This is a genomic window from Streptomyces sp. NPDC088197 (genome assembly GCF_044741185.1).
In the GTDB taxonomy this organism is placed as follows: domain Bacteria; phylum Actinomycetota; class Actinomycetes; order Streptomycetales; family Streptomycetaceae; genus Actinacidiphila.
On the sequence record NZ_JBIUSD010000003.1, the window covers coordinates 787,817 to 813,618 of the forward strand.

20 protein-coding genes are annotated in these 25,802 nt (G+C 71.3%); 10 read left to right on the forward strand and 10 right to left on the reverse strand.

All coding sequences use genetic code 11. The features are described 5' to 3' along the window. Positions 1-3: 3 nt before the first annotated feature. Positions 4-2,226: an MMPL family transporter gene (locus ACIOC1_RS11830; protein WP_401853555.1), complete on the reverse strand. Its 2,223-nt coding sequence runs from the start codon at positions 2,224-2,226 to the stop codon at positions 4-6. A 70-nt stretch (positions 2,227-2,296) separates the two neighbouring features. Here ACIOC1_RS11830 and ACIOC1_RS11835 point away from each other — a divergent pair, with 70 nt between their 5' ends. Further along, a complete protein-coding gene (locus ACIOC1_RS11835) occupies positions 2,297-3,076 on the forward strand; it encodes a TetR/AcrR family transcriptional regulator (RefSeq protein ID WP_401853558.1) in 780 nt (259 codons plus the stop codon). 27 nt (positions 3,077-3,103) lie between these two features. Here ACIOC1_RS11835 and ACIOC1_RS11840 read toward each other — a convergent pair whose 3' ends face one another. The 4 genes from ACIOC1_RS11840 to ACIOC1_RS11855 all read right to left on the reverse strand — a co-directional run bounded on the left by ACIOC1_RS11840 (position 3,104) and on the right by ACIOC1_RS11855 (position 9,026). Further along, positions 3,104-3,985 (reverse strand): DedA family protein, encoded by an 882-nt coding sequence (locus ACIOC1_RS11840; protein WP_401304742.1) that lies wholly within the window; start codon positions 3,983-3,985, stop codon positions 3,104-3,106. A 235-nt stretch (positions 3,986-4,220) separates the two neighbouring features. Then, entirely contained in the window at positions 4,221-4,967 is a 747-nt protein-coding gene (locus ACIOC1_RS11845; RefSeq protein WP_355337035.1) for an SDR family oxidoreductase, read from the reverse strand. A 425-nt stretch (positions 4,968-5,392) separates the two neighbouring features. Further along, a complete protein-coding gene (locus ACIOC1_RS11850; RefSeq protein ID WP_188280320.1) occupies positions 5,393-6,682 on the reverse strand; it encodes a citrate synthase in 1,290 nt (429 codons plus the stop codon). A 124-nt stretch (positions 6,683-6,806) separates the two neighbouring features. After that, positions 6,807-9,026 carry an ATP-dependent RecD-like DNA helicase gene (locus tag ACIOC1_RS11855; protein WP_401853563.1) on the reverse strand — a complete coding sequence of 740 codons (2,220 nt, stop codon included), beginning with the start codon at positions 9,024-9,026 and terminating at the stop codon, positions 6,807-6,809. Positions 9,027-9,232: 206 nt separating this feature from the next. Here ACIOC1_RS11855 and ACIOC1_RS11860 point away from each other — a divergent pair, with 206 nt between their 5' ends. Continuing rightward, positions 9,233-9,661 carry a DUF937 domain-containing protein gene (locus ACIOC1_RS11860; protein ID WP_391046885.1) on the forward strand — a complete coding sequence of 143 codons (429 nt, stop codon included), beginning with the start codon at positions 9,233-9,235 and terminating at the stop codon, positions 9,659-9,661. Between the two features lie 228 nt (positions 9,662-9,889). Here ACIOC1_RS11860 and ACIOC1_RS11865 read toward each other — a convergent pair whose 3' ends face one another. The 3 genes from ACIOC1_RS11865 to ACIOC1_RS11875 all read right to left on the reverse strand — a co-directional run bounded on the left by ACIOC1_RS11865 (position 9,890) and on the right by ACIOC1_RS11875 (position 13,091). Beyond that, a complete protein-coding gene (locus tag ACIOC1_RS11865) occupies positions 9,890-10,723 on the reverse strand; it encodes a sugar phosphate isomerase/epimerase family protein (RefSeq protein WP_401853665.1) in 834 nt (277 codons plus the stop codon). Positions 10,724-10,788: 65 nt separating this feature from the next. Further along, on the reverse strand, positions 10,789-11,943 hold the full coding sequence (locus ACIOC1_RS11870; protein WP_401853565.1) for a dihydrodipicolinate synthase family protein: 1,155 nt from the start codon (positions 11,941-11,943) through the stop codon (positions 10,789-10,791). Beyond that, entirely contained in the window at positions 11,940-13,091 is a 1,152-nt protein-coding gene (locus tag ACIOC1_RS11875) for a Gfo/Idh/MocA family protein (RefSeq protein ID WP_401853567.1), read from the reverse strand. Before ACIOC1_RS11875 ends, ACIOC1_RS11870 begins: the two co-directional genes overlap by 4 nt. A gap of 269 nt (positions 13,092-13,360) precedes the next feature. Here ACIOC1_RS11875 and ACIOC1_RS11880 point away from each other — a divergent pair, with 269 nt between their 5' ends. From ACIOC1_RS11880 to ACIOC1_RS11905, 6 genes are all read left to right on the forward strand, one after another. After that, positions 13,361-14,446, forward strand: a complete 1,086-nt coding sequence (locus ACIOC1_RS11880; RefSeq protein WP_391046891.1) for a substrate-binding domain-containing protein — start codon at positions 13,361-13,363, stop codon at positions 14,444-14,446. A gap of 86 nt (positions 14,447-14,532) precedes the next feature. After that, positions 14,533-15,498, forward strand: a complete 966-nt coding sequence (locus tag ACIOC1_RS11885; protein WP_401304758.1) for a GNAT family N-acetyltransferase — start codon at positions 14,533-14,535, stop codon at positions 15,496-15,498. A 54-nt stretch (positions 15,499-15,552) separates the two neighbouring features. Further along, positions 15,553-16,263, forward strand: coding sequence for a VWA domain-containing protein (locus ACIOC1_RS11890; RefSeq protein WP_401853570.1), 711 nt, complete (start codon positions 15,553-15,555; stop codon positions 16,261-16,263). 85 nt (positions 16,264-16,348) lie between these two features. Further along, positions 16,349-17,146, forward strand: coding sequence for a sugar phosphate isomerase/epimerase (locus tag ACIOC1_RS11895; protein WP_188280311.1), 798 nt, complete (start codon positions 16,349-16,351; stop codon positions 17,144-17,146). 5 nt (positions 17,147-17,151) lie between these two features. Continuing rightward, the gene (locus tag ACIOC1_RS11900; protein ID WP_401853574.1) at positions 17,152-18,075 is read left to right on the forward strand and encodes a LysR family transcriptional regulator; all 924 of its coding nucleotides are present in this window, start codon (positions 17,152-17,154) and stop codon (positions 18,073-18,075) included. Positions 18,076-18,187: 112 nt separating this feature from the next. Continuing rightward, entirely contained in the window at positions 18,188-18,805 is a 618-nt protein-coding gene (locus tag ACIOC1_RS11905; protein WP_401853576.1) for a hypothetical protein, read from the forward strand. 96 nt (positions 18,806-18,901) lie between these two features. Here ACIOC1_RS11905 and ACIOC1_RS11910 read toward each other — a convergent pair whose 3' ends face one another. Together ACIOC1_RS11910 and speB are read right to left on the reverse strand one after the other, a co-directional pair. Continuing rightward, positions 18,902-22,861, reverse strand: a complete 3,960-nt coding sequence (locus tag ACIOC1_RS11910) for an ABC transporter ATP-binding protein (RefSeq protein WP_401853579.1) — start codon at positions 22,859-22,861, stop codon at positions 18,902-18,904. 208 nt (positions 22,862-23,069) lie between these two features. Next, the gene (gene speB / locus ACIOC1_RS11915; RefSeq protein ID WP_355337012.1) at positions 23,070-24,029 is read right to left on the reverse strand and encodes an agmatinase; all 960 of its coding nucleotides are present in this window, start codon (positions 24,027-24,029) and stop codon (positions 23,070-23,072) included. A gap of 172 nt (positions 24,030-24,201) precedes the next feature. On the opposite strand from speB, the gene ACIOC1_RS11920 reads away from it, so the two are divergent. Both ACIOC1_RS11920 and ACIOC1_RS11925 read left to right on the forward strand, forming a co-directional pair. Further along, on the forward strand, positions 24,202-25,020 hold the full coding sequence (locus ACIOC1_RS11920; protein WP_401853582.1) for a phosphatase: 819 nt from the start codon (positions 24,202-24,204) through the stop codon (positions 25,018-25,020). Positions 25,021-25,110: 90 nt separating this feature from the next. Further along, complete coding sequence (locus ACIOC1_RS11925; protein ID WP_355337008.1) at positions 25,111-25,800, forward strand: response regulator transcription factor; 690 nt, start codon at positions 25,111-25,113, stop codon at positions 25,798-25,800. The last annotated feature ends 2 nt before the right edge of the window (positions 25,801-25,802 follow it).

Below are 25,802 nucleotides of genomic sequence, written 5' to 3' on the forward strand. Positions count from 1 at the left end.
GCCTCAGTTCCGCGTGGCCGGCTCGGGGTCCCGCCGCTCCCGCGAGGAGTGCGGGGCCTTCGTGCCCTCCGCCGCCTCCTGGCCGCCGCTCTCCGATATGCCGAACCGGTCGTGGAAGCGGCGCAGCACCGGCGGCGCCCACCAGGTGGCCCGCCCGGTCAGCCGCATCACCGCGGGCACCAGCAGGGTGCGGACCACCATCGCGTCCATGAGCACCGCGAGCGCGATGCCGAGCCCCAGCATCTTGGTGTTGGCCACCCGCGACGTGCCGATCGCGACCATCACCACGGCCAGGATCACCGCCGCCGCCGTGATCAGTCCGCCGGTCCGCTTGAGCCCGAACTCGATGGACGCCTGGTGGTCGCCGCCCCGGTCGTACTCCTCCTTGATCCGCGAAAGCAGGAACACCCCGTAGTCCATGGAGAGTCCGAAGGCTACGCAGAACATCAGCACCGGCAGGGTCGTCTCGATGCTGCCGGTGGCCGTGAAGCCCAGCAGTCCGGACAGATGACCGTCCTGGAAGACCCACACCACCGCGCCGAACATCGCGGTGAGACTCAGCGCGTTGAGCAGCACCGCCTGGAGCGGGATGATCACGCTGCCGGTGAGCAGGAAGACCAGCAGCAAGGTGACCAGGGCGATGATCCCGGCCGCCCATGGCAGCCGTTGGCCGATGGTGTCCTTGGTGTCCACCAGAACGGCGGCCTGGCCCGTCACCGAGGCTTTGAAGTCCGTGGGCACGGCGCGGATCGCGCCGACCAGGTGCTGGGTGCCGGCGTCCACCGCCTCGCTCGTGGACAGCACCGTCATGTAGGCGGCGCCTGAGTCCCGGGCGACGACCGGCCCCTCGACCCGGACCACGCCGGGCAGGGCGGCCACCCGCTTCTCGTATCCGGCCAGTTGGGACCGGTCGGCGCCTTCGGCCAGCACCGTGATGGCGCCGTCGGGGCTGCCGGGGAACTCCTGGCGGATGTGCTGCTGCACCACATGGGACTCGGCCGCCGCGGGCAACTGCCGGTCGTCCGCGGCGCCGAAGCGCACCTGGAGGAAGGGCAGCCCGAGCAGCAGCAGGCCCGCGACCGCGCCGATCGCGAAGAGCGGCGCCCTGCGCATCACCAGCCGGGCGAAGGCGGCGTATCCCGCGCCGGGGTCGCTCGCGGGCCTGCGGCGCAGTACCTTGCGCAGATCCAGCGCGTTGACCCGGTCTCCGAGCAGGACCAGGCAGGCGGGCAGCGCGATCAGCGCCGCGGCGGCGGCCAGCAGCACCACGGCGATCCCCGCGTAGGCGAAGGACCGCAGGAAGTACTGCGGGAAGACGAGCATCGCGGCGAGCGAGGCGGCGACGGTCAGGGCCGAGAAGAGGACGGTGCGGCCCGCGGTGCGCAGGGTCACTCCGACCGCCGCGCGCGGGGTGAGTCCGGTCGCCAGCTCTTCGCGGAATCTGCGGACGATGAACAGGGCGTAGTCGATCGCGAGGCCGAGGCCGAGCGCGGTGGTGAGATTCTGCGCGAAGACCGAGACGTCGGTGAACGAGGTGATGGCGCGCAGCACCGCGTTGGTGCCGAGGATCGCGATGATGCCGACGCCCAGGGGCAGCAGTGCGGCGATGGCGCTGCCGAAGACCATGACGAGCAGTATCAGGGTGACGGGCAGGGCGATCATCTCGGCCTTGACCAGGTCGTCCTGGATGGTGCTCTGCAATTCGTGCCGGACGGCGGCCGAGCCGCCGACGCTCACGTCGACCGGTCCGTGCTCCCCGCGGTAGGCGGGGGCGATCCGTTTGACGGCGGTGGCCACCGCGTCGTCGTCGCCCTTGAGCCGGGCGGTGATCATCGCCGAGCCGTCGTCCTTGGCGCGCAGCACCGGCGCGTGGGTGCCCCAGTAGGAGGTGACGCCGGTGACGGCCGGATCGGCGGCGAGCTTGCGGGCCAGCTCCTGCCCCTGCGCGGCCACGGCGGGGCTGTCGACTCCCGCGCCCTTGGCGTCGACCAGCAGGACCAGATTGGGCTGGGAGGCTGGGAAGTGGTCGGCGAGTGCCGCGGTCGCGTACGAGGACTCGGAGTCGGGCGCTTCCCAGCCGCCGCTGGCCAGCCGGTCGGCCACGCCTCGCCCGGCGACGACCGCGAGCGCGGTGAAGAGGAGGGCGAGCAGCAGCGTCAGCCTGGGCCGGGCCGTGACGGCCCGCGTCCAGCCCCCGACCTCGGAGTCGTGGTTGACATCAGCCATGACAAAAGGTGTCCTCTCCCCGTAGTGCGACGTAGAATCGCAAATGCGAACTGTCGCTCGCGTTTCAAGAATGCGAGTGACCGCTCGTGTTTGTCAATACCCCTGGGGAGTCACCGTGTCCGAGGCGGAAGAGCGGCAGCCGCGCCGTCGGCAGGCCCGCGGCGAGCGGCGTGTCACACAGCTCCTCCAGGCCGCCGCGAGCGTGTTCTGCGCGCTGGGCTACACGGCGTCCAGCACCAACGCGATCGCCCGCGAGGCAGGGGTGTCGCCGGGCACGCTCTACCAGTTCTTCCCGAACAAGGAGGCCATCGCCGTCGAGCTGGGCAGCCAGCTCGCCAAGGAGATGGAAGCCGCCCACGGCCGGGTCTTCACCGTCGAGAACGCCCTGCTGCCGCTGGACGAGATGATCGACGCCGTCGCCGGCCCCTTCATCGAGTTCAACTGCGCCAACCCGGCCTTCCTCGCCCTGATCAAGGGCCCGGACACTCCCGGCAAGGTCGCCGAGGGCCACGACGAGCTGCACGCGTCACTGCTCGCGCGCCTCACCGAACTGCTCGGCGTCCGTCAGCCGTCGCTGTCCACAGCGGAACGCACGCTTGTGGCGCAGATGTCCTTCGCGATGTTCAAGGCAGGACTCGACCTCGTCGTCCAGCACGAGGGCGAGGAACGGGACGCGTACGCGCGGGAGATGAAGGGGATGCTCTACCGCTATCTGGCGCCCTACCTGGGCACCGGGGCGGTCACCGCCCCGGACACGGCCGCCGCCCCCGCCGCAGCCGCCGCCCCGGACAAGGGCGCCGCCCCGGACAGGAGCCCAGAAGACAGCACGGACACCGCCGCCGCGCGCTGACTCCGGGTCCGGGGACGCGGCCGACGGCTACTTGCCGCGGCCGGCCGAGAAACAGGGAAATCCGCCCCGGTCCTTGCCCGGTGGCGGACTTGTGCGCGCGACAGTGGCGCCTGTGACGGATGTCGACGTGGTGGTGGCCGCTGCCCCTGGTCCCGCGGGCAGGCCACCGGCCGGTCCCGTACCACCACCGCCGGAGGGTCCCGGTACGACCACCGCGTCACCCGCGAAGGACGCCCGTACCACCATCGAGGGAGGCCGGGTCGCCTCGCGCTCCCCCACCAGGCGTGGATCGCGGCGCTCACGCGCCCGCGAGACCCACTGCACCAATGTGCCGATACCGGCGACGAGCATCGATATACCGAGCCCCAGGCAGAGGGCGAAGAAGGAGTTGGAAGCGGCTTTGCCGCTGAAATAACCGGCTCCGACGGAATAGCTGGCCCAGACGGCCTCCGCGACACCCGCGCCCACCGCGTAACGCCGGGCGGGATAGCGCACGACACCCGCCGCGAGACCGCCTATCACTCGGCCGCTGGGCAGAAAGCGCACGCCGATCACAAAGGGCACACCGTGCCGCTGTATCCGCAGGGCGGCCCATCTGAGCAGCGCCGCCCGGCGTTCGTTGCGCTCCATGCGGGCCAGGACACGGCCGCTGAGCGCCCGGCCAGTGCGGTGGATCAGCATGTCGCCGAGGACCGCGCTGCCCGCCACCACCAGCAGCACGAGGGCGATGTCCAGCCGTCCCTCGGCCGCCATCACTCCGCCGGTCACGAGCAGCACCGAGTTGGGCACGAGCGGCGGGGCCGTGGTGAGGGCCAGTACCGCGTATGCCCAGAAGACGTGTCCACCTCGCAGGTACTCAGCGAGACCCGAGGTGAAGTCCAGTGACGACACGTTCAGTGCAACGTCCATTCCACCGCCCCTCTTCCCGCCCCCGGGCTTCAAAACTGACAGCGGCCGGTGGGACGGGGCAAGGGGGTTTCCCGTGGATCAGGGGATTCCTCGGGGGCTCCCAGGAGAATTCATCCTGAGGGTCCAGTCGGGCTACTCCTCAGGGAGTACGGGCGCGCCTGTCACGGAACGCGGAATGCTCCCGGCGCACTGGGCCTCCGGAGCACAGGGCCTCCGGAGCGCAGGGACCACCCGGTCACCGGCCGAGCAGTTCGCCGCCGTTGCACTGAAGGATCTCGCCGGTGATGAAGCCGGCCTCGGGGGACGCGAGGAAGAGCACGGCCGCCGCCACGTCGGCGGGGTGGCCGACGCGGCCCACGAGCGTGCGCCCGGCCCGCCGGGTCAGCTCGGCGTCATTGAGCCGCGAGCCGAAGAATTCGGTGCCCGCCACGGTGCCGGGCGCCACGATGTTGCACGTGACGCCCTGCGGGCCGAGCTGGGCGGCCAGCGAGTGGTTCCAGGCGTGCAGGGCGGCCTTGGAGGCCCCGTAGGAGCCGCCGCCGCGCAGCGCGGCCACCGAGGTGACCGTGACCACCCGGCCGCTGTCGGTGAAGCGGTCCCGCAGCGATTCGGTCAGCAGCACCGCGGTCAGCACATTGCGCTCGAAGTCGCCGCGCCAGCGGGCGAGCACCCCGTGCGGGCCCGCGCCGATCGCCAGTTCCCGGCTGCCCGCGTTGTTCACCAGGACGTCGACCTGCTCGGGCAGGTGCCGGAGCGCCGCCTCGACGTCGTCGGGGTCGGCCAGGTCGCAGGCGACCGGGGTGACGTCCAGGCCGCGCTCCCGGCGCAGCTCCTCCGCGGTGGCGTGCAGGACCTCACGGCGACGGCCGACGATCGTGACGTGGTGGCCCTCCTCGGCGAAGCGGATCGAGATCGCCCGACCAATGCCCGTACCCCCGCCGGTCACGACGACGCTGCGGCCCGCTGTCCCGTTCTGTGCCATGTACTCCGCCCCTCATGAGGAGACAGCACGCTACGGGATCGCCCCATACCGCCCGCGAGCGGGGTAGCCTGCGAAAACGCCCCCTTTCGAAGAGACGTAGATCACAGGGCTTGGAACGTAACCATTACGGTGGTTCGTGGGTCTTATGTCTTGAGCACCGCGCTCCCGGCGGAGCCGGTGGGGGGCTGCGGAACGGGCTGTCTTGGGGGACGGCCCGGGAATGCGTCGCCGGGGCGATGTCCGGGGAGCTTTGAGCGGCCCTCCCGGGCCGCAGTCGTCCCGGCACGGCGCAGCCGCCGAAAGACGCCCGGTCGGACCCGTGGGGGGATCCGTTCCGGGAACGGGAGCGCCCCGTGCCGGACCCGTGGGGGGATCCAGCGCGGGGCGCTTCTTCATGCGTGGTGGGGCCAGGCTCAGCCCGTGGTTCAGCGGCCCTCGACGGGCACGTAGTCGCGGATCTCGACGCCCGTGTAGATCTGCCGCGGACGGCCGATGCGGGAGCCGGGCTCCTTGATCATCTCGTGCCACTGGGCGATCCAGCCGGGCAGCCGCCCGATGGCGAACAGCACGGTGAACATGCTGGTCGGGAAGCCCATGGCCCGGTAGATCAGGCCGGTGTAGAAGTCCACGTTCGGGTACAGCTTGCGCGAGACGAAGTAGTCGTCGCCGAGCGCGTGCTCTTCGAGCTTGAGCGCGATGTCCAGAAGCTCGTCGGACTTGCCGAGCGCCGACAGGACGTCGTGCGCGGCCGACTTGATGATCTTCGCCCGGGGGTCGAAGTTCTTGTAGACGCGGTGTCCGAAGCCCATGAGCTTCACACCGTCTTCCTTGTTCTTCACCTTGCGGATGAAGGCGTCCACGTCGCCGCCGTCGGCCTGGATGCCTTCCAGCATCTCCAGCACCGACTGGTTGGCGCCGCCGTGCAGGGGGCCCCACAGCGCGCTGATACCGGCCGAGATCGAGGCGAACTGGTTCGCCTGCGAGGAGCCGACCAGCCGGACCGTCGACGTCGAACAGTTCTGCTCGTGGTCGGCGTGCAGGATGAAGAGCTTGTCGAGGGCGCTGACCACGACCGGGTCGAGCTCGTACTCCTCGGCCGGCACGGAGAACGTCATGCGCAGGAAGTTCTCGACATAGCCGAGGTCGTTGCGCGGGTAGACCACCGGCTGACCGACGGACTTCTTGTACGCGTACGCCGCGATGGTCGGCAGCTTGGCGAGCAGCCGGATCGTGGAGAGGTGGCGCTGCTCGGGATCGAACGGGTTGTGGCTGTCCTGGTAGAAGGTCGACAGCGCGCTCACCACGGACGACAGCATCGCCATCGGGTGGGCGTCACGGGGGAAGCCGTCGTAGAACCGTTTGACGTCCTCGTGCAAAAGGGTGTGCTGGGTGATCTCGCCCTTGAACTCGGCCAGCTCGTCGACCGTCGGCAGTTCGCCGTTGATCAGCAGGTAGGCGGTCTCCAGGAAGCTTCCGCGCTCGGCGAGCTGCTCGATCGGGTAGCCGCGGTAGCGCAGGATGCCTTCCTCACCATCGAGGAAGGTGATCGCGGACTTGTAGGCCGCAGTGTTGCCGTAACCGCTGTCCAGGGTGACCAGCCCGGTGTCGGCGCGCAGCTTGCCGATGTCGAAGCCGTTGTCACCGACGGTGCTGTCAACCACCGGGTAGCTGTACTCGCCGTCCCCATACCGCAGTACTACAGACTTGTCGCTCACGTCATTCCCTCACCGACGGTGTTGCCTCTTCTTCGAGGTGCCCTGACGAGGTCCACTGTCCCCCATTTGGCACTGGCGTGTGCACTCGGGGTCGGCCATCGGGCCGAAAGGTGGCACTCAGTGCCTATTTTGCGCCCCTGGACAGCCGGTGGTCGAGAGCCGTGAAGCGCTTTCCCGCCGACACCGTCCGCACCGCCTGACCGATGGCGCGACGCGATCCGACCAGCACGACGAGCCGCTTCGCCCTGGTCACAGCGGTGTAGAGCAGATTGCGCTGCAGCATCATCCAGGCACTGGTGGTGACAGGGATCACCACCGCCGGATACTCGCTGCCCTGCGAGCGGTGGATCGTCACCGCATACGCGTGGGCCAGCTCGTCCAGCTCGTCGAAGTCGTACGGGATCTCCTCGTCCTCGTCGGTGTGCACGGTGAGGCGCTGCTCGACGTTGTCCAGCCCGGTGACCACACCGACCGTGCCGTTGAAGACGCCGTTCGCGCCCTTGTCGTAGTTGTTCCTGATCTGCGTGACCTTGTCGCCGACCCGGAAGGTCCGGCCGCCGAACCGGCGCTCGGGCAGGTCGGGCCGCGCCGGGGTGACGGCCTGCTGGAGCAGTCCGTTGAGCACGCCCGCGCCCGCGGGACCCCGGTGCATCGGCGCGAGCACCTGGACGTCCCGGCGCGGGTCGAGCCCGAACCGGGCCGGGATGCGGCGGGCCACCACGTCCACGGTCAGCCTGGCCACCTCCTCCGAGTCCTCCTCGGCGAAGAGGAAGAAGTCGGGCAGGCCCTGAGTGAGCGGCGGGACACCGGAGTTGATCCGGTGCGCGTTGGTCACCACCCCGGACTGCTGGGCCTGCCGGAAGATACGTGTGAGCCGCACGGCGGGCACGGGGCCGTCCGCCGCGAGCAGGTCACGCAGCACCTCACCCGCGCCGACGCTCGGCAACTGGTCCACATCGCCGACGAACAGCAGGTGCGCGCCCGGCGGCACCGCCTTCACCAGCTTGTTCGCCAACAGCAGGTCGAGCATCGACGCCTCGTCGACCACCACCAGATCCGCGTCCAGCGGCCGGTCCTTGTCGTACGCCGCGTCGCCGCCCGGCTTCAGCTCCAGCAGCCGGTGCACGGTCGAGGCCTCGGCACCGGTCAGCTCGGCCAGCCGCTTGGCGGCGCGGCCGGTCGGGGCGGCCAGCACCACCTTGGCCTTCTTCGCGCGCGCCAGCTCCACCACCGAGCGCACGGTGAACGACTTGCCGCAGCCGGGGCCGCCGGTGAGCACGGCGACCTTCTCGGTCAGCGCCAGCCGTACCGCCTCCTGCTGTTCCGGTGCGAGATCGGCCCCCGTCCTGGTCGCCAGCCAGGCCAGCGCCTTGTCCCACTCCACGTCCCGGAAGGCGGGCAGCCGGTCCTCCGGTCCGCGCAGCAGCCGCAGCAACTGGGCGGCGAGCGATATCTCGGCCCGGTGGAAGGGGACCAGGTAGACGGCCTTCACCTGTTCCTCGTGCCCGTCCGGCGAGGGCACGCTCTCCCGGACGACGCCCTCCTCCTCGGCCAGCTCGCCCAGGCAGTCGATCACCAGCCCCGTGTCGACCTGGAGCAGCTTCACCGAGTCCGCGATCAGCCGTTCCTCGGGCAGATAGCAGTTGCCGCCGTCAGTGGCCTGCGACAGGGCGTACTGCAATCCCGCCTTGACCCGCTCCGGGCTGTCGTGGGGTATCCCGACCGCCTGCGCGATCCGGTCCGCGGTCAGGAAGCCGATCCCCCAGACCTCGGCGGCCAGCCGGTACGGCTGGTTCTTCACCACGGAGATCGACGCGTCCCCGTAGCCCTTGTAGATCCGCACGGCGATGGAAGTGGACACCCCCACTCCCTGGAGGAAGACCATCACCTCCTTGATCGCCTTCTGCTCCTCCCACGCGGCGGCGATCAGCTTGGTGCGCTTGGGGCCAAGCCCCGGCACCTCGATCAGCCGCTTCGGCTCGCCCTCGATGATCTCCAGCGTGCCGGTGCCGAAGTGGTCGACGATCCGCTCCGCGATCCTCGGCCCGATGCCCTTGATCAGCCCCGATCCCAGGTAGCGGCGTATCCCCTGGATCGTGGCCGGCAGCACCGTCGTGTAGTTCTCGACGCTGAACTGCTTGCCGTACTGCGGATGCGAGCCCCAGCGGCCGTGCATCCGCAGCGACTCCCCCGGCTGCGCCCCCAGCAGCGCGCCGACGACCGTCAGCAGATCCCCCGAGCCACGGCCGGTGTCCACCCGCGCGACCGTGTACCCGGTGTCCTCGTTGGCGTACGTGATCCGTTCCAGGACGCCGTCCAGCACGGCCAGCCCCGACTCGCCCATGCCCGGCCTCCTTTCCCGGCCCTCCCGTTGGTGATCTGTTCCGAAGGTACCGGTTGGCTCGGACACCCCGTTGCCGCCCTGTGGATAACTCTCCGGCGGCAACTCCCCCTGTGGACAACGCCGCTCGGGCCACCCGGCTGCGGCCCTTCACGCGTTCGGCCGAACTCCGGGGGCCGCCGCTCGCGCGCCCGCGTAGCGTCCGGCACATGAGCGACCGACCGCTGCAGGACGAAGTGCTGACCGAGCTGGGTGACGAGCGGCTTCAGGAACTGGCCGATCGGCTCGGCACGGACACGGACGCGGCTCGGCAGGTCGTGGGCGCCTCGGTCGGTTCGCTGACCGGTGTGGTCACGGACGAGGCGGTGACACCGGGCGGGACCGCGGAGTTGAGCCAGGCGCTGGAGCAGGCCGCCTCGGAACCGGAGCCGCTCACCGGGGTCGCCGGTTTCGCGGGGCTCGGCACGGGCGTGGGCGGCGGTCTGCTCACCACGGTGCTGCGCAAGGCGACCGCGCCGACGGCCCGCGCGGTGTCGAAGCGGACGGGTCTTCCGGTGGCGGCGGTCACGATGGCGCTGGAGACGCTCATTCCCGTGGTGGCGACGGTACTGGCCAAGCGGGCCCGCCGGGCGAAGTGAGGCGGACGCGGCGAGCCGCCCCGGCGGTCACAGCGTCCGCACAGAGAAACGAAAGAGGTCCGGCACAAGGCCGGACCTCTTTCGTTTCCCCCCTGCTACCCCCGAAGCCCCCCTCGGGCGCATTTCCCTCTCGGCTCCGTGAAACCCCTCCCAGGAGCCTTGATGCCCAGTAAGACCACCGACCCCCCGGAAGGGTTGTACGACGGATGCGTAATCTCTCAAGTTTTTTCAGAGAACGTGCCGGAGGTACCGATCGGCGATCTGGGCGACCAGTTCAGCGCCGTCCCTGGCCCACAGCGCGGGGTTGAAGATCTCCACCTCGACCGGCCCGCGAAAGCCCGTCGCGTCCACCTGCTCACGCAGTCCCCGCAGGTCGACGCAGCCGTCACCGAGCTGTCCCCGCCCCAGCAGCACCCCCTCCGGCAGCGGCGTCACCCAGTCGGCGACCTGGAAGGAGGCGATCCTGCCGCCCGCTCCGGCCCGGACGATCTGCGTAGGCACCATGTCGTCCCACCACAGGTGATAGGTGTCGACCACGACACCCACCTGGTCCGCGGGGAAGCGCTCGGCGATGTCCAGCGCCTGGCCGAGCGTGGAGACCACACACCGGTCGGAGGCGTACATCGGGTGCAGGGGCTCGATCGCGAGCCGTACCCCGCGCTCCCCCGCGTAGGGCGCCAGCTCGCCGATCGCGTCGGCGACCCGCTCCCTGGCGGCGGCGATGTCGCGGTCGCCCGCGGGCAGGCCGCCGGAAACCAGCACCAAGGTGGCCGTTCCCAGCGTCGCCGCCTCGTCGATCGCCGCGCGGTTGTCGTCCAGCGCGGTCGCCCGCTCCGCCGGGTCGGTCGCGGTGAAGAATCCGCCGCGGCACAACGATGTCACGGTGAGCCCGCTGTCCCGCATCAGGTCCGCGGCACGCTCGACGCCGTACTCCCGCACCGGCGCCCGCCACAGCCCCACCGAGCCGATCCCGGCCGCCACGCACCCCTTGGCCAGCTCGGGCAGCGACCACTGCTTGACGGTCTCCTGGTTGATGCTCAGCCGCGAGAGGTCGCCGGTCACGTCGCTGTGCACGTCGTCGTGAGAGGCGGATGCGGAGGACTCGGGGTCATGCGACGTCGGTACGGTCATGCGTCCACTCCGTATACGGCGAGCAGGCCGCGCATCCGAGCCCCGGCGAGTCCGGGGTCGGGGAACAGGCCGATCCGGTCGGCCAGTTCGTAGGCGCGGGCGAGATGCGGCAGGGAACGGGCCGACTGGAGACCGCCGACCATGCTGAAGTGCGACTGGTGCCCGGCCAGCCAGGCGAGCAGGACGACACCGGTCTTGTAGAAGCGTGTCGGTGTCTGGAACAGGTGCCGGGACAACTCGACGGTGGGGTCGAGGACGCGGCGGAACCCGGCGGCGTCCCCGGTGTCGAGGGCGCTGACGGCCGCCGACGCCAGGGGCGCGAGCGGGTCGAAGATGCCGAGCAGCGCGTGGCTGAAGCCCTGTTCGTCGCCCTCGATCAGCTCGGGGTAGTTGAAGTCGTCGCCGGTGTAGCAGCGCACGCCCTGCGGCAGGCGGCGGCGCAGTTCGACCTCGCGCCGCGCGTCGAGCAGCGAGATCTTCACGCCGTCGATCTTGTCCGGGTGGGCCTTGATGACGTCGAGGAAGGTGTCGGTCGCCGCGTCCAGATCGTCGCTGCCCCAGTACCCGGCAAGCGCCGGGTCGAACATCGGGCCGAGCCAGTGCAGGATCACCGGGTCGCCGGCCTGACGCAGCAGCCGCCCGTACACCTCCAGATAGTCCTCAGGGCCCTTCGCGACCGCGGCGAGGGCGCGGGACGCCATGAGGACGGCCTGCGCACCGGTCGCCTCGACGAGCGCCAACTGCTCCTCGTAGGCGGCGGCGACCTCGTCCAGTGTGGCGGCGGGACCGGTGAGCTGGTCGGTGCCGACACCGCAGGCGATCCGGCCGCCGACGGCGCGCGCCTCGGCCGCCGACCTGCGGATCAGCTCCGCCGCGCCCGCCCAGTCGAGCCCCATGCCGCGCTGCGCGGTGTCCATGGCCTCGGCCACGCCCAGCCCGTGCGACCACAGATGGCGGCGGAAGGCGAGAGTGGCGTCCCAGTCGACGGCCGCGGGCTCGTCCGCCGCCGTCCGCAGCGGGTCGGCCACGACATGGGCGGCGGAGTACACGACACGGCTGCGCAGCGGAAGATCCGCGCTATAGGTGACGGATTCCGAACGCGGCACATAGGTGCGCGTTTCACCGGACGCGTCCGGCAGCAGGATGCTCACAGCGCCAGCTCCGGAACCTCGAAGCGGCGGCCCTGCGCGGAGGAGGCCAGGCCAAGTTCGGCGAGCTGGACGCCCCGGGCACCGGCCAGCAGGTCCCACTGCCAGGGCTCGTCGAGCGCGACGTGCCGCAGGAACAGCTCCCACTGGACCTTGAATCCGTTGTCGAAGTCGCCGTTGTCCGGGACCTCCTGCCACTGGTCCCTGAAGGACTCGGTGGCGGGCAGGTCCGGATTCCACACCGGCTTCGGCGTGGCGGAACGGTGCTGGACGCGGCAGTTGCGCAGCCCGGCGACCGCGGAGCCGAGCGTGCCGTCGACCTGGAACTCCACCAATTCGTCGCGGTTGACGCGCACCGCCCAGGAGGAGTTGATCTGTGCGACGGCGCCGCCCTCGAGTTCGAAGACACCGTAGGCGGCGTCGTCCGCGGTGGCGTCGTACGGCTTGTCCTTCTCGTCCCAGCGCTGCGGGATGTGGGTGGTGGCCAGCGCCTGGACGGTACGGACCCGGCCGAACAGCTCGTGCAGCAGGTACTCCCAGTGCGGGAACATGTCGGCCACGATGCCGCCGCCGTCCTCCGAGCGGTAGTTCCAGGAGGGGCGTTGGGCGCTCTGCCAGTCGCCTTCGAAGACCCAGTAGCCGAATTCGCCGCGGATGGACAGGATCCGGCCGAAGAAGCCGCCGTCGATGAGCCGCTTGAGCTTCAGCAGGCCCGGCAGGAAGAGCTTGTCCTGCACGACGCCGTGCTTGACGCCCGCGGATGTGGCGAGCCGGGCTAGTTCCAGCGCTCCGTCGAGTGAGGTGGCGGTGGGCTTCTCGCAGTAGATGTGCTTGCCCGCGGCGATGGCCGCCTTCAGCGCGGTCTCGCGGGCCGCGGTCACCTGCGAGTCGAAATAGATGTCGACGGAGGGGTCGGCGAGGACGGCGTCGAGGTCGGTCGACCAGTGCTCGATGCCGTGCCGCTCGGCCATGGCCCGCAGCGCGTGCTCGCGCCGGCCCAGCAGGATCGGCTCGGGCCACAGTGTGGTGCCGTCGCCGAGGTCGAGTCCGCCCTGCTCACGCAGGCTCAGGATGGAGCGGACCAGGTGCTGCCGGTATCCCATCCGCCCGGTGACGCCGTTCATGGCGATCCGCACTGTCCTGCGTGTCACGTGACAAGTCCTCTCGTCGCTGCCGGGTGCAGGGAACGCGTCCACGGTCACCAGCACGGCAATAGCAAGCGCTTTCTGCTCGTTTACGCTAGCTGCTACGGCCTGCGTTCGACAAGAGTCTCCTGGTGGTGAATGGAAGCGCTTTCTCTCACATGCGCCACCGCTCCCCCTCGCGTCCACGAAGTGAGACCATGTGCCCCTGCGAGCGGGAACGCGCACCTCACGGCGCCCCTCGCGCCCACCGCCCCCTGCAGAAGGACCGGACCGAGATGGCAGTGACTCTGGCCGATGTGGCGGCGCGCGCCGGAGTGTCGTCGGCGACCGTTTCCCGTGTTCTGAACGGCAACTACCCGGTCGCGGGAAGCACTCGGGAGCGGGTCAGGCGCGCCGTCGCCGAACTGGACTATGTCGTCAACGGCCAGGCGCGGGCCCTCGCCGCCGCCACCTCCGACCTGGTCGGCGTCCTCGTCAACGATGTCGCCGACCCCTTCTTCGGGCTCATCGCGAGCGCCGTCCAGGCCGAGATCAGCGCGGGCGCGGCGCCGGGCGGCGGCAAGCTCGCCGTCGTGTGCAACACCGGTGGATCCCCCGAGGCCGAACTCACCTATCTCACGCTGCTCGAACGCCAGCGCGCGGCGGGCGTGGTCCTCACCGGGGGCGCCGTGGAGAGCGCGGAGCACACGGCGGCGGTCACCGCACGGCTCACCCGGCTCGCCGCGTCCGGCGCCAATGTCGTGCTGTGCGGCCGTCCCCCGCTGACCCTGCCGGACAGCGGGCTCGTCGCGGCCACCGTCGCCTTCGACAACCGCGGCGGCGCGCGGCGGCTGACCGAGCACCTGCTGTCCCTGGGCCACCGCAGAATCGGTTACGTGACGGGGCCGGTCGAGCGCAGCACCTCCCGGCACCGGCTGGAGGGCCACCGTGCGGCCCTGGCCGCGAGCGGCACCCGGATCACCTCGGATCCGGACGCGTACGCGGAGCGGCTGACGGTGCACGGGACGTACGACCGGGCGTCGGGCTACGACGCAGCGCTCGAACTGCTGCGGCGGGACGCGGGTCTGACCGCGATCGTGGCCGCGAACGACACGGTCGCGCTCGGCGTGTGCGCGGCGCTGCGGGACCAGGGGCTGAGCATTCCCGGTGACGTGTCGGTCGCCGGATTCGACGATCTGCCGTTCAGCGCCGATGTCTCCCCGGCCCTGACGACGGTCCGCATTCCCTTGCAGGAGGCGGGCGCGCGAGCCGGGCGGTTGGTGATGGGGCGGCTGTCCCCGCCGCCGGGCGGGGTCGCCACGATCCGTACGGAACTCATGGTCCGCGGGTCGACCGCGCCGCCGTCGGGCAGGTCCGACTGAAGTTATCCACAGGTTTCGGAGGGGTCTTCCGCCCGGCCCCGCATCCGCCTACCTTTGACTCGGGCAAAGAAAATGGGGGATTGATCATGGCCGTCCGGGAGATCCGCGAATTCAACCGCTTCTACACCAACCTGATCGGTGCGCTCGACTACAGCCGCCACCTGCACACACCGTTCACCCTCACCGAGGCGCGCGTGCTGTACGAGCTGGCGCACGCCCCGCGGACCGACGCGGCCGACCTGCGGGTGGAGTTGTCGCTTGACGCGGGCCATCTCAGCCGGATGCTGGCCAAATTCGAGGAGCGGCAACTGGTCACCCGCGGCCCGTCAGAACAGGACGCCAGGCGGCAGCGGATAGAGCTGACCACGCACGGGAGGCAGGCCGCGTCGCTGCTGGAGGAGCGGTCGGAGGAAGCCGTGGGCTCGCTGGTGGACCGCATACGTCCGCAGGACCGGCCGCGGCTGTCCGAGGCGATGCGGACGGTTCGGGAAATACTGCGCGACAACACCGTCAGCGGCGACAGCGGTGGCGACGGCCGTGCCCCGGCCACCGGCGGCGAGCCGTCCGCGTCGCGGGTCGTGCTGCGCGGCGCGCGCCCCGGCGATCTGGGGTGGTCCATCGAGCGCAACGCGGAGGTCTACGCGACGGAGTTCGGGTGGAACGAGGAGTACGAGGCGCTGGTCGCCCAGATCGTCGCGGACTTCGCCGCCCATCGCGATCCGGAGCGCGACGCGGTGTGGATCGCCGAACTCGACGGACAGCGGGCGGGCTGCGTCTTCTGTGTACGCGACAAGGAGCCGGGCACCGCGCGGCTACGGCTGCTGCTGGTCGATCCGGCCGCCCGGGGACACGGCATAGGCAAGTTGTTGGTGGACGAATGCATCGCCTTCGCCCGCTCCGCCGGCTACACCGATCTGGTCCTGTGGACCAATGACATACTGGCCGGCGCCCGAACGATCTATCAGCGCGCGGGATTCGAACTCGTCGCGGAGCAGCGGCATCACAGCTTCGGCCGCGAACTCATGGGGCAGGACTGGCACTTGGCGCTGTAGGGGAAAGCGCCGCAGGGCCGACACGACATCGCAGACACGGTATAGGGGGATTCCATGGCGATTTCGATGCAGAAGGTGGAGCAGACCGCGCCCGGTCTGGTCAGCCTCTACAAGCAGGCGGCCGTCAGCCTGGACAAGCACCGGCTGTCGGGCGAAAGCGCCGCGGTCTATCTGGTGCTCGACCGCTCGGGGAGCATGCGGGAGTTCTACAACGACGGCACCGTCCAGCATCTCGCCGAGCAGACACTCGGCCTGGCCGCGCATTTCGACGACGACGGCATCGTCCCCGTCGTGTTCTTCTCCACCGAGGTCGACGGTGTGGACGAGGTGTCGCTGACGCGGTACGGCGGCCGGATCAACAAGCTCAATGAGGCGTACGGCCATATGGGTCGCACCAATTACGCGGCTGCCATGGAAGCGGTCATCGAGCACTATCAGCGGTCGGGGTCGACGGCGCCCGCGTTCGTGGTGTTCCAGACCGACGGCGGGCCGATCAACAAGGGCGCGACCATCGAGGTGCTGTGCAAGGCGGCGAAGCTGCCGATCTTCTGGCAGTTCGTGGGATTCGGGGACGACGAATTCCGCTTCCTGCGGCGGCTGGACGAACTGCCGGTACCCGCCAAACGGGTGGTGGACAACGCGGGGTTCTTCCCCGCGGGCAAGGACCCGCGATCGATATCGGACGCGGTGCTGTACGACCAGCTCATGGCGGAGTTCCCCGACTGGCTGGCGGCGGCCCGCGCGCAGGGCATCGTTCGCGGCTGAACAGGTGCCGAGCAGGGGCTGAACACGGGTCGGGCGGGGCCGAACGCGGTTGACCCGGCAGGAAGCGGTGCCTAGTGTCCGGCGAATGAAACTCGCCTTCTCCACTCTCGGCGTCCCGGCCCTGCCCATCGAGCAGGTGGTGCGGCTCGCGACGGAAAACGGCTTCCACGGCGTCGAATTGCGTGCCAGTGACGAGGAACCGGTCCACCCCGGTCTCTCGGCCGGTGAACGCGCCGACGTGGTGGAGCAGTTCGGCAAGGCCGGGGTCGAGATCCTCACCGTGGCCGCCTACGCCAAGGTGGCCGCGCCCGGGGACGACCAGCCGGTGCTCGACGAGATCGGCGCTGCGATGACCCTCGCGGCCGATCTGGGGGCCTCCTACGTGCGGGTGTTCCCCGGCGGAGGCGACACCGAGTCGCAGGAGGCGGACGCGGTCGCCGCGCGCCGGCTCGCAGCGGTGGCGCCGGTCGCCGCCGACCTCGGGGTGCGGGTACTGCTGGAGACCCATGACTCGCACCGCGGCGGCGCCGATGTCGCGCGGATCCTGGGCCTGGTCGGACACCAGGGGGTCGGCACGATCTGGGACGTGATGCACACCTGGCTGGCGGGTGAGCAGCCGTCCACGACCTATCCGGCACTGGCCCCGTACCTGGGCTATGTCCAGGTCAAGGACATCGCCTCGGCGGCGGACACCACGCCGCTGGCGCTGGGGGCCGGGGTGCTGCCGCTGGCGGAGACCGTCGAGGTGCTGAGCCGGGCGGACTGGGACGGCTGGCTGTGCTGGGAGTACGAGAAGCGCTGGTATCCGCAGGTGCCGGAGTTGGCGGGGTTGCTCGGCCCGGCGCGCGAGCACCTGTCCCGGTTGCTGGCCGACTCGGCCTGAAGGGCATGCTCGATCTGGCGCGGCTGAGGGCGCTGCACGCGGTGCACGTCCACGGGTCGGTGGGCGCGGCGGCCGAAGCGCTCGGCTACACGCCGTCGGCGGTCTCGCAGCAGATCTCCAAGCTGGAGCGGGAGACCAGGTCCGTGCTGCTGGAGCGGCACGGGCGCGGGGTGGCGCTCACGGACGCGGCGCATCTGCTGGTGGAGACCGCGCAACGGCTGATGTCGATCGTGGAGGCGGCCGAGGTCACGCTGGAGGAGCAGCGCGGACGGCCCACGGGACGACTGACGCTGGCGGCGTTCCCGACGGCGGCCTGCGGGCTGCTGCCCGGAGTGCTGGGGGAACTGACCTCGGCGCACCCCGCGTTGGAGCTCCGGCTGCTGGAGGTGGACGCGCATCTGTCGGTGGACCTGGTGGCGCGCGGGGCGGTGGACCTGGCCGTGGCGCACGACTGGGACATCGCGCCGCTGCCCGCGCCGCCTGGCTTGGAGCGGGCGGTCATCGGGGACGACCGGTGCGACGTGCTGGTCCCTGCCGGGCACCGGTTGGCCGAGCGGGCGTCGCTGACGCGGGCGGATGTGGCGCACGAGCGGTGGATCTGCCAGCCGCCGGGGTCGGTGTGCCACGACTGGCTGGTGCGGACGTTGCGGGAGGCCGGGACGGAGCCGGACATGGCCTTCCAGGTCGGCGAGTACGGGACGCAGTTGGCGCTGGTGGGGGCGGGGCTCGGTATCGCGTTGGTGCCGAGGCTGGGGCGGGGACCGGTGCCCGAGGGCGTCGCGGTCGTACCGCTGGAGCCCGCTCCGGTGCGGCGGCTGTACGCGCTGTGGCGGACGGGGGCCGCGCGCAGGCCCTCGATCGTCGCGGCGGTCGACACGTTGAGGTCGCATTGGGCGGCTGGGCCCGGATCGGCCGCCGAGGACGGATGATCGGGGCATGCGCCCACGATTTCCGCACCGTCCGCCGCGCCCGCAGCCGGGCGGTGACCATGCCCCTGAGGCCATCGCGGAACCGTGCGGGGTCGGGGACCGTCACACCGGCATGCTGACCGTGAAGGTGAATCAGCGCGGAGCGGCCTGGGCCGTGGCACTGGCCGTTTCGCTGACCTTGGGTGCCGTCGCCTGCGGGAGCGGCACCTCGGACGCGGCGGACGGCGCGCCGTCCAGCACGACCGGGCCCGTGACGCCGAGCGGCGACACGGCCACCGCGCCGCCGACGACCACCGAGCCGACGACCGCGACGCCGACGACCGGTGGCCCCACCACGGGCGGGACGACGTCGGGGACGGGGTCGATCGCCAGTCGCGTCGTGTACTTCTCGTCGTCGGTGCGGGCCGTCGCGGGGACGCACGAGGTACTGCGCGACCGGGGCGAGTTGGACCGTTTCGCCACCACCGCGGCGCACAGCGACGGGAAGACGGCGGCGGAGATCTCGGCGGGCGGGGCGGCGACGGACTTCGGGCGGTACGTGCTGGTCGGCTGGACCGAGTCGACCGGGTGCAGCGCGGCCACGTCGGCGACGCTCGGCGTGGCGGGCAACTCGCTGAAGCTGCGCGTCGAGCAGCCGACGCCGACGGCGGAGTGCCTGACGGACTTCCGCGTGACGGTGGTGTTCGAGGTGCCGAAGGACCGGATCCCGGCGCGTCCCGCCTTCGGCTGACCGAAGGCGGGACGCCAGGAGCCCAGAAGGGCAGAAGGACGGCAGGCCAGGAAGGCGGGACCCGCCGGTTCGTCGCACGGGCGACGGGTCCTCCCGTCACGCCACCGCGCGTACCTCGCCCGTGAAGGTGCGCCACAGCTCGGCGTAGCGGCCGTCGCGGGCCAGCAGCGCCGCGTGGGTGCCGTCCTCGATGACCCGCCCGTGGTCGAGGACGACGACCCGGTCCGCGCGGGCCGCCGTGCTCAGCCGGTGCGCGACGACCAGCGTCGTACGCCGGGTGGCGAGCCGGTCGGCGGCCTGGTTGACGAGGGCTTCGGTGGCCAGGTCGAGGGCCGCGGTCGCCTCGTCGAGAAGCAGGACGGCGGGGTCGACCAGTTCGGCGCGGGCCAGGGCGATCAACTGCCGCTGTCCCGCCGACAGATTGCGGCCCCGCTCGGCGACCTGGTGGAGATAGCCGCCCTCCAGCGTCGCGATCATCGCGTGCGCGCCGACGGCCCGCGCCGCCGCCTCGACCTCCGCGTCGGTCGCGCCCATCCGTCCGTACGCGATGGCGTCGCGCACCGTGCCCGCGAAGAGGTACGGCTCCTGGGGGACGACGCCGAGGCGCTGCCGGTAGGCGGTGAGGTCGAGTTCGCGGATGTCGGTGCCGTCGACCAGCACCGCGCCGTCGGTCGGGTCGTAGAACCGCGCGACCATCTTGACCAGGGTGGACTTGCCCGCGCCGGTCTCGCCGACGAAGGCGACGGTCTGTCCGGCGGGGATGCGCAGATTCACGCCGCTGAGCGCCTCCGCGCCCTCGGCCCCCTCGCCGCCGTACCTGAAGTGCAGGTCGCGGAAGGCGATCTCGCCGCGCAGCCTTCCGACCTCACGCGGCCGGGCGGCGGCCGGGGTGGCGGTCGGCTCGTGCAGCAGCTCACGGATCCGGCCGAGCGACACCGACGCCTGCTGGTAGCCGTCGAAGACCTGCGAGAGCTGCTGCACGGGCGAGAAGAACAGGTCGATGTAGAGCAGATACGCCACCAGCGCGCCCGCCGTGAGCGTCCCCGCGCTGATCCGGTGCGCGCCCACGATCAGGACGAGCGCCGCCGCCACGCTGGACAGCAGCTGAACGAAGGGGAAGTAGACGGAGATCAGGAACTGGCCGCGCACCCGCGCCGTCCGGTAGTCGTCACCGCGTTCGGCGAATCGTTCCGCCCCGCGCCGCTCCCCCCGGAACGCCTGCACGATCCGCAGACCCGCGACGTGCTCTTGGAGGTCGGCGTTGACGACGGCGATCCGCTCGCGCGCCAACTCGTACGCCTTCACCGACTTACGGCGGAAGACCCAGGTGGCGACGATCAGGATCGGCAGCGTGGCGAAGACCATCAGGGCGAGCTGGACGTCGATGGCGAGCAGCGCCACCAGGATGCCGAGGAAGGTGAGGACGCTGACCAGCGCCGTGACCAGCCCGGTCTGGAGGAACGTCGACAGCGCGTCCACGTCCGTGGTCATCCGCGTCATGATGCGGCCGGTCAGCTCGCGCTCGTAGTAGTCGAGGCCGAGCCGGTGCAGGTGCGCGAAGATCTTCACGCGCAGGGTGTAGAGGACGCGTTCGCCGGTGCGGCCGGTCAGCCGGGTCGAGCCCCACTCCGCCGCCCACTGCGCGATCACCAGGACCAGGCCGAGCAGCGACGCCACCCAGACCGCGCCGAGCGCCGCCTGCCGGACGCCCGCGTCGATGCCGTGCCGGATCAGCACCGGCAGCAGCAGTCCCGCGATGGCGTCCACGGCAACCAGCGCCAGGCTGAGCAGCAGCGGGGTGCGGAAGCCGCGCAGCAGGCTGCCGAGGCCGAACTTCTCCTCGGCGGTCCGCGCCCGGTCCTCGTCGACCTCCGGGGTGTCCAGGGCGGGCGGCAGCGCGGCGACCTTGGCGAGCAGGTCGGGAGTGGCGGGCATGCCCGCCAGCGCGCCCGCCATGCCGCCCTGGGCGGGGGCGACCCGCGCCGGCCCGGAGGCGCCCGCGCCGGCGCTCCGCCGGTCGTCGTCCTCGGCCGCGGCCCGCCGGTCGGCAGGCCACAGCTCCGGAGTCACCGCCCCCGGAGTCGCAGCGTCGGGACAAGCGCCGTCGCCCCGCGCCGGGTCGTCCTCGTCGAGCGGGCACTCGAAGCCGTCGAGGCCGTCCGTACAGCCCTCGGTCCGCGCCCCCGCCAGTTCGGCCTGCGCCGCGGCCATGTCCGTCTGCGCCGCCTCCCACTCGATCCGCCCCGCCGGGTCGAGATCGACCACGTCGGCACCGAGCGCGTCCGGGTCGGTGAGCAGCGCGCGGTAGAGCGGGCAGCGCTCCTGCAACTCCTCATGCGTGCCGACGTCCGCCAGGCGTCCCGCGTCCAGTACGGCGATCCGGTCGGCGAGCGCCAGCGTGGAGCGGCGGTGGGCGATCAGCAGCGTCGTACGGCCGCGCATCACCTCGCGCAGCGCGTCGAAGATCTCCGCCTCCACCCGGGCGTCGACCGCCGAGGTGGCGTCGTCGAGCAGCAGCAGCCGGGGGTCGGTGAGGATCGCGCGGGCCAGGGCGACGCGCTGGCGCTGGCCGCCGGACAGGGTCAGGCCCTGCTCGCCGACGACCGTGTCGTAGCCGTCGGGCAGGTCGGAGATGAAGCCGTCCGCCTGCGCGGCGCGGGTGGCGGCGAGCATCTCCTCCTCGGTGGCGTCCGGGTGGCCGTAGAGGATGTTCGCCCGCACGCTGTCGGAGAACAGGAAGCTGTCCTCGGGCACCATGCCGATCGCGGACCGCAGCGATTCGAAGGTCAGCTCCCGTACGTCCACGCCGCCGACGCGTACGGCGCCGCCGGTCACGTCGTACAGCCGCGGCAGCAGCAGCGAGACCGTGGACTTGCCGGAGCCCGAGGAGCCGACGACGGCGACGGTCTCGCCGGGCTCGACGCGCAGGTCGAAGCCGTCGAGGACCGGCCGGTCCTCGGTGTAGCCGAAGGTGACGTGGTCGAAGTCGACGGTGGCGGGGGCGTCCGCAGGCAGCGTCCTGGTGCCGTCGGTCAGCGTGGGCTCGGTGTCGATCAGTTCGTAGACCCGCTCGACCCCGGCCCGCGCCTGCTGGCCGACGGTGAGCATCATCGTCAGCATCCGGACCGGGCCGGTGAGCTGCGCCAGGTAGGTGGAGAAGGCCACGAAGGTGCCGAGGGTGATCTGGCCGCGGGTCGCCATCCAGCCGCCGAGCGCCAGCATGCCGATCTGGCCGAGGGAGGGCACCGCCTGGAGCGCGGGGCTGTAGCGGGCGGTGAGGCGGATGGTACGGAGGCGGCCGGCGAACAGCTTGCGGCTGACCGTCTCCAGCTTGTCCATCTCCTGCTGCTCCTGGCCGAAGCCCTTCACCACGCGCACACCGGTGACCGAGCCGTCGACGATGCCCGCGACGGCCGCCGCCTGACCTTGCGCGTACCAGGTCGCGGGAAACAGCCGCTTACGCGACCGGTCGGCGATAAACCACAGGGCAGGGGCGACCGCGAGCGCGACCAGGGTGAGCAGCGGCGACAGCGTGAGCATCACCACGAGCGAGAGCACGAACAGCAGCAGATTGCCGATCATCATCGGCAGCATGAAGAGCAGACCCTGGATGAGCTGGAGGTCGCTGGTGGCGCGGCCGACGACCTGGCCGGTGCTCAACTCGTCCTGGCGGCGGCCGTCCAGGCGCATGATCGAGCGGAACATCTCATTGCGCAGGTCGTACTGGACGTCCAGGGCGAGCCGTCCGCCGTAGTAGCGCCGCACATAGGTGAGCACATAGACGACGACGGCCGCCGCGATCAAGGTGAACGCCCAGGGCGCGAGCGGCTTGTCGTGCCTGACGATCACGTCGTCGATGATCAGCTTCGGCACCAGCGGGACCAGCGCGGTCACCGCCATGCCGCCGAGTGACGCGCCCATCGCGAGCAGCACATTGCGGCGGTAGCGCCAGCAGTACGTGGTCAGCCGCCACAGCCAGCCCCGCTCCTTCGGCGTCCGCGCCGCCGCCCCCTCACCGGGGACAGGACCTTCCTTCGTCGTCCTCGCCCTGGTCAACGACCTTGCCACCCGCGTCCTCCAGCCCGTCCGTCCACCCGTTGCCGCCGGAGGCTGCAACGCTCCGGCGTGCGCGTTTCATCCTCCCGCAACAAATGGGAGACCAAGGTCGCGGGGCGGTGCGACCTTGGTCGTAGTCCCCGGGGCGACGCCGGCCAGGCCGCCGAGGGGCCGCGAACAGGCCCGCGGGGCGGCCCTGGAGGGGCCGTCAGCGGGCCGCGGCGACCTGCCGGGACATGATCGTCGTCAGCTCGTAGGCGGTGTGCGAGGCCGCGACCGAGGTGATCTCGGCGTGGTCGTAGGCCGGGGCGACCTCGACGACATCGGCCGACACCAGGTGGCAGTCGGCCAGGCCCCGCAGGATCTCCAGCAGCTCGCGGGAGGTGAGGCCGCCGGCCTCCGGGGTGCCGGTGCCGGGCGCGTGCGCCGGGTCCAGCACGTCGATGTCGACCGAGATGTACAGCGGACGGTTCCCGACACGCTCCCTGAGCTGCTGCGCGACCTCGTCGACACCGCGCCGCATGACGTCGGCGGACGTCACGATCCCGAAGCCCATCTTCTCGTCGTCGTCCAGGTCCTTCCTGCCGTACAGCGGGCCGCGCGTGCCGACGTGCGACAGCGCCGACGTGTCGAGAATGCCCTCCTCGACCGCGCGCCGGAAGGGCGTGCCGTGGGTGTACTCGGCGCCGAAGTAGGTGTCCCAGGTGTCCAGGTGCGCGTCGAAGTGCAGCAGCGCCACCGGGCCGTGCTTGCGCGCGACGGCGCGCAGCAGGGGCAGCGCGATGGTGTGGTCGCCGCCGAGCGTCATCAGCCGGGCACCGGTGTCCAGCAGGTCGTCCGCCGCGGCCTGGACGGTCTCCACGGCCTCGTTGATGTCGAACGGGTTGGCGGCGATGTCGCCCGCGTCCGCGACCTGGGCGAGCGCGAAGGGCGACGCGTCCTGCGCCGGGTTGTACGGGCGCAGCAGCCGTGACGCCTCGCGGATCGCGTTGCCGCCGAACCTCGCGCCGGGCCGGTAGGAGACGCCGGAGTCGAAGGGCACGCCGACGACCGCGACGTCGGCGGCGCCGACCTCGTCCAGGCGCGGCAGGCGCGCGAAGGTGGCCGGTCCCGCGTAGCGCGGGATACGCGAGGAGTCGACGGGGCCGCGCGGCTCTGCGCTGCTCATGGGTGGCTGCCTCTTTCGTTGGGGATCGCCCGCCTGAGGGGCGAGGCCGACCCTACGTGGCCGCCGGAAGCCACCGGAATGTACGTTTCCTCCAATCGGGGGTTCCGATTACGCCTCGGCGTCGATCCCCGGCCGGACGCACGTCCGAGCGGCGGAGCGGGACAATGTGCGCATGCCCATGGATCCAGCTGCCGCAGCACCCACCCGCCAGGCCCTCGTCGCCCATCTGACCAGCACCCGGATAGCCGGCGACGTGGCGACCAGCCGCGAGAACAACCTCGACCACTTCCGGGCGCTGGCCGAGGGAAATCGCTACTACTGGTTCGGCCTGGAGCTGGGTGACCGCTGGGACGACCAGGCGGCGGTGCTGGAGCTGATGGCCGAGCGGTGCGGTGTCGTCGCCGATCCCGGGCACCGGCACGGGCAGGACACCATCGATCCCGAGCTGACGATCGACGCGCTCGACCGGATGGCCGATGTGCTGCACAAGGCGGCGGAAAACGGCTCCAGGGTGCTGGTGGCGACCGGTCACCCGGCGGGTCTGTTCGCCGTCCACTGGGAGCTGGCCGCCGCGCTGCGCGAGGCGGGCTGCACGCTGATCACCCCGTCGGAGCGCCTGTACGCGGACGGCGGTGAGATCCGGCACCTGGCGTCCGTTTCCATGGTCCACCGGGCGGGCGGTCTGGTGCACACCCACTCGCCCGACCCGATGCGGGAGATCCTGGACGCGCTGGAGCGCGACGGCGAGCCGCTGCCCGATCTGGTGATCGCCGACCACGGCTGGGCGGGGTACGCGGGCGAGCGCGGCATCGAAACGGTCGGCTTCGCGGACTGCAACGACCCGGCCCTTTTCGTCGGCGAGGCGGAGGGCAGCCTGCTGGTGACCGTCCCGCTGGACGACAATGTGCCGCCGCAGCACTACGCGCCGCTGACCGCGTATCTGCTGGCGACCGCCGATCTGACCGCCGCAGATCAGGCCGCGCGGAACTGACGCGGTCCCGGTCCGTCGCTACGCTCGCTACCATCAATGAAGGAACAAAAGGAACATCAGGGTCAAGAGGGGGCGAGGAAGGCAGGCGCAGTGGTCCAGGTCGTGATCGTCGATGACGAAGCACTGGTCAGGGCCGCCCTGCGAAGCATCCTCGAATCCTCCGGCGACATCCGGGTGGTCGCGGACTGCGACGGGCACGACGCCGTCGGGACGGTGACCGCGACGCGTCCCGGCCTCGTCCTGCTGGACGCGGTGATGCCGCCGCCCGACGACGGACTGACCGTCCTGCGCGCCCTGCGGGCACTGCCCTCGCCGCCCGCCGTCGCCATGCTGACCGCCTTCGACACCAGCGCCCATCTGCGCGCGGCGATGGCGGCGGGCGCCACCGGTTTCCTGCTCAAGGACACCGCGGTCGGCACCCTGATCGACGCGGTACGCGTCATGGCGCGCGGCGGCACCGTCTTCACCCCCACCGTGGGCCGCGCGGTCGTCGACGGCTTCCTGGGCGGTCCGCCCGGCTCCGACGGCGCGAAGGGGCCCGGTACGCCCGAGGCGTCCGCCCACGCCGCGGCCCTGGCGCCGCTGACCGACCGCGAGACCGAGGTGCTGCGGCTGCTGGCGGCCGGGCTGCCGAACGCCCGGATAGCCGCGGAGCTGGGGATCTCGGTCGGCACCGTCAAGGACCATGTGCGGGCGGTGCTGCGGAAGCTCGCCGCGCCCAACCGGGTGGCCGCCGCCGTCGTCGCGCACCAGGCCGGGCTGGTACGGGTGCCGAAGTGATC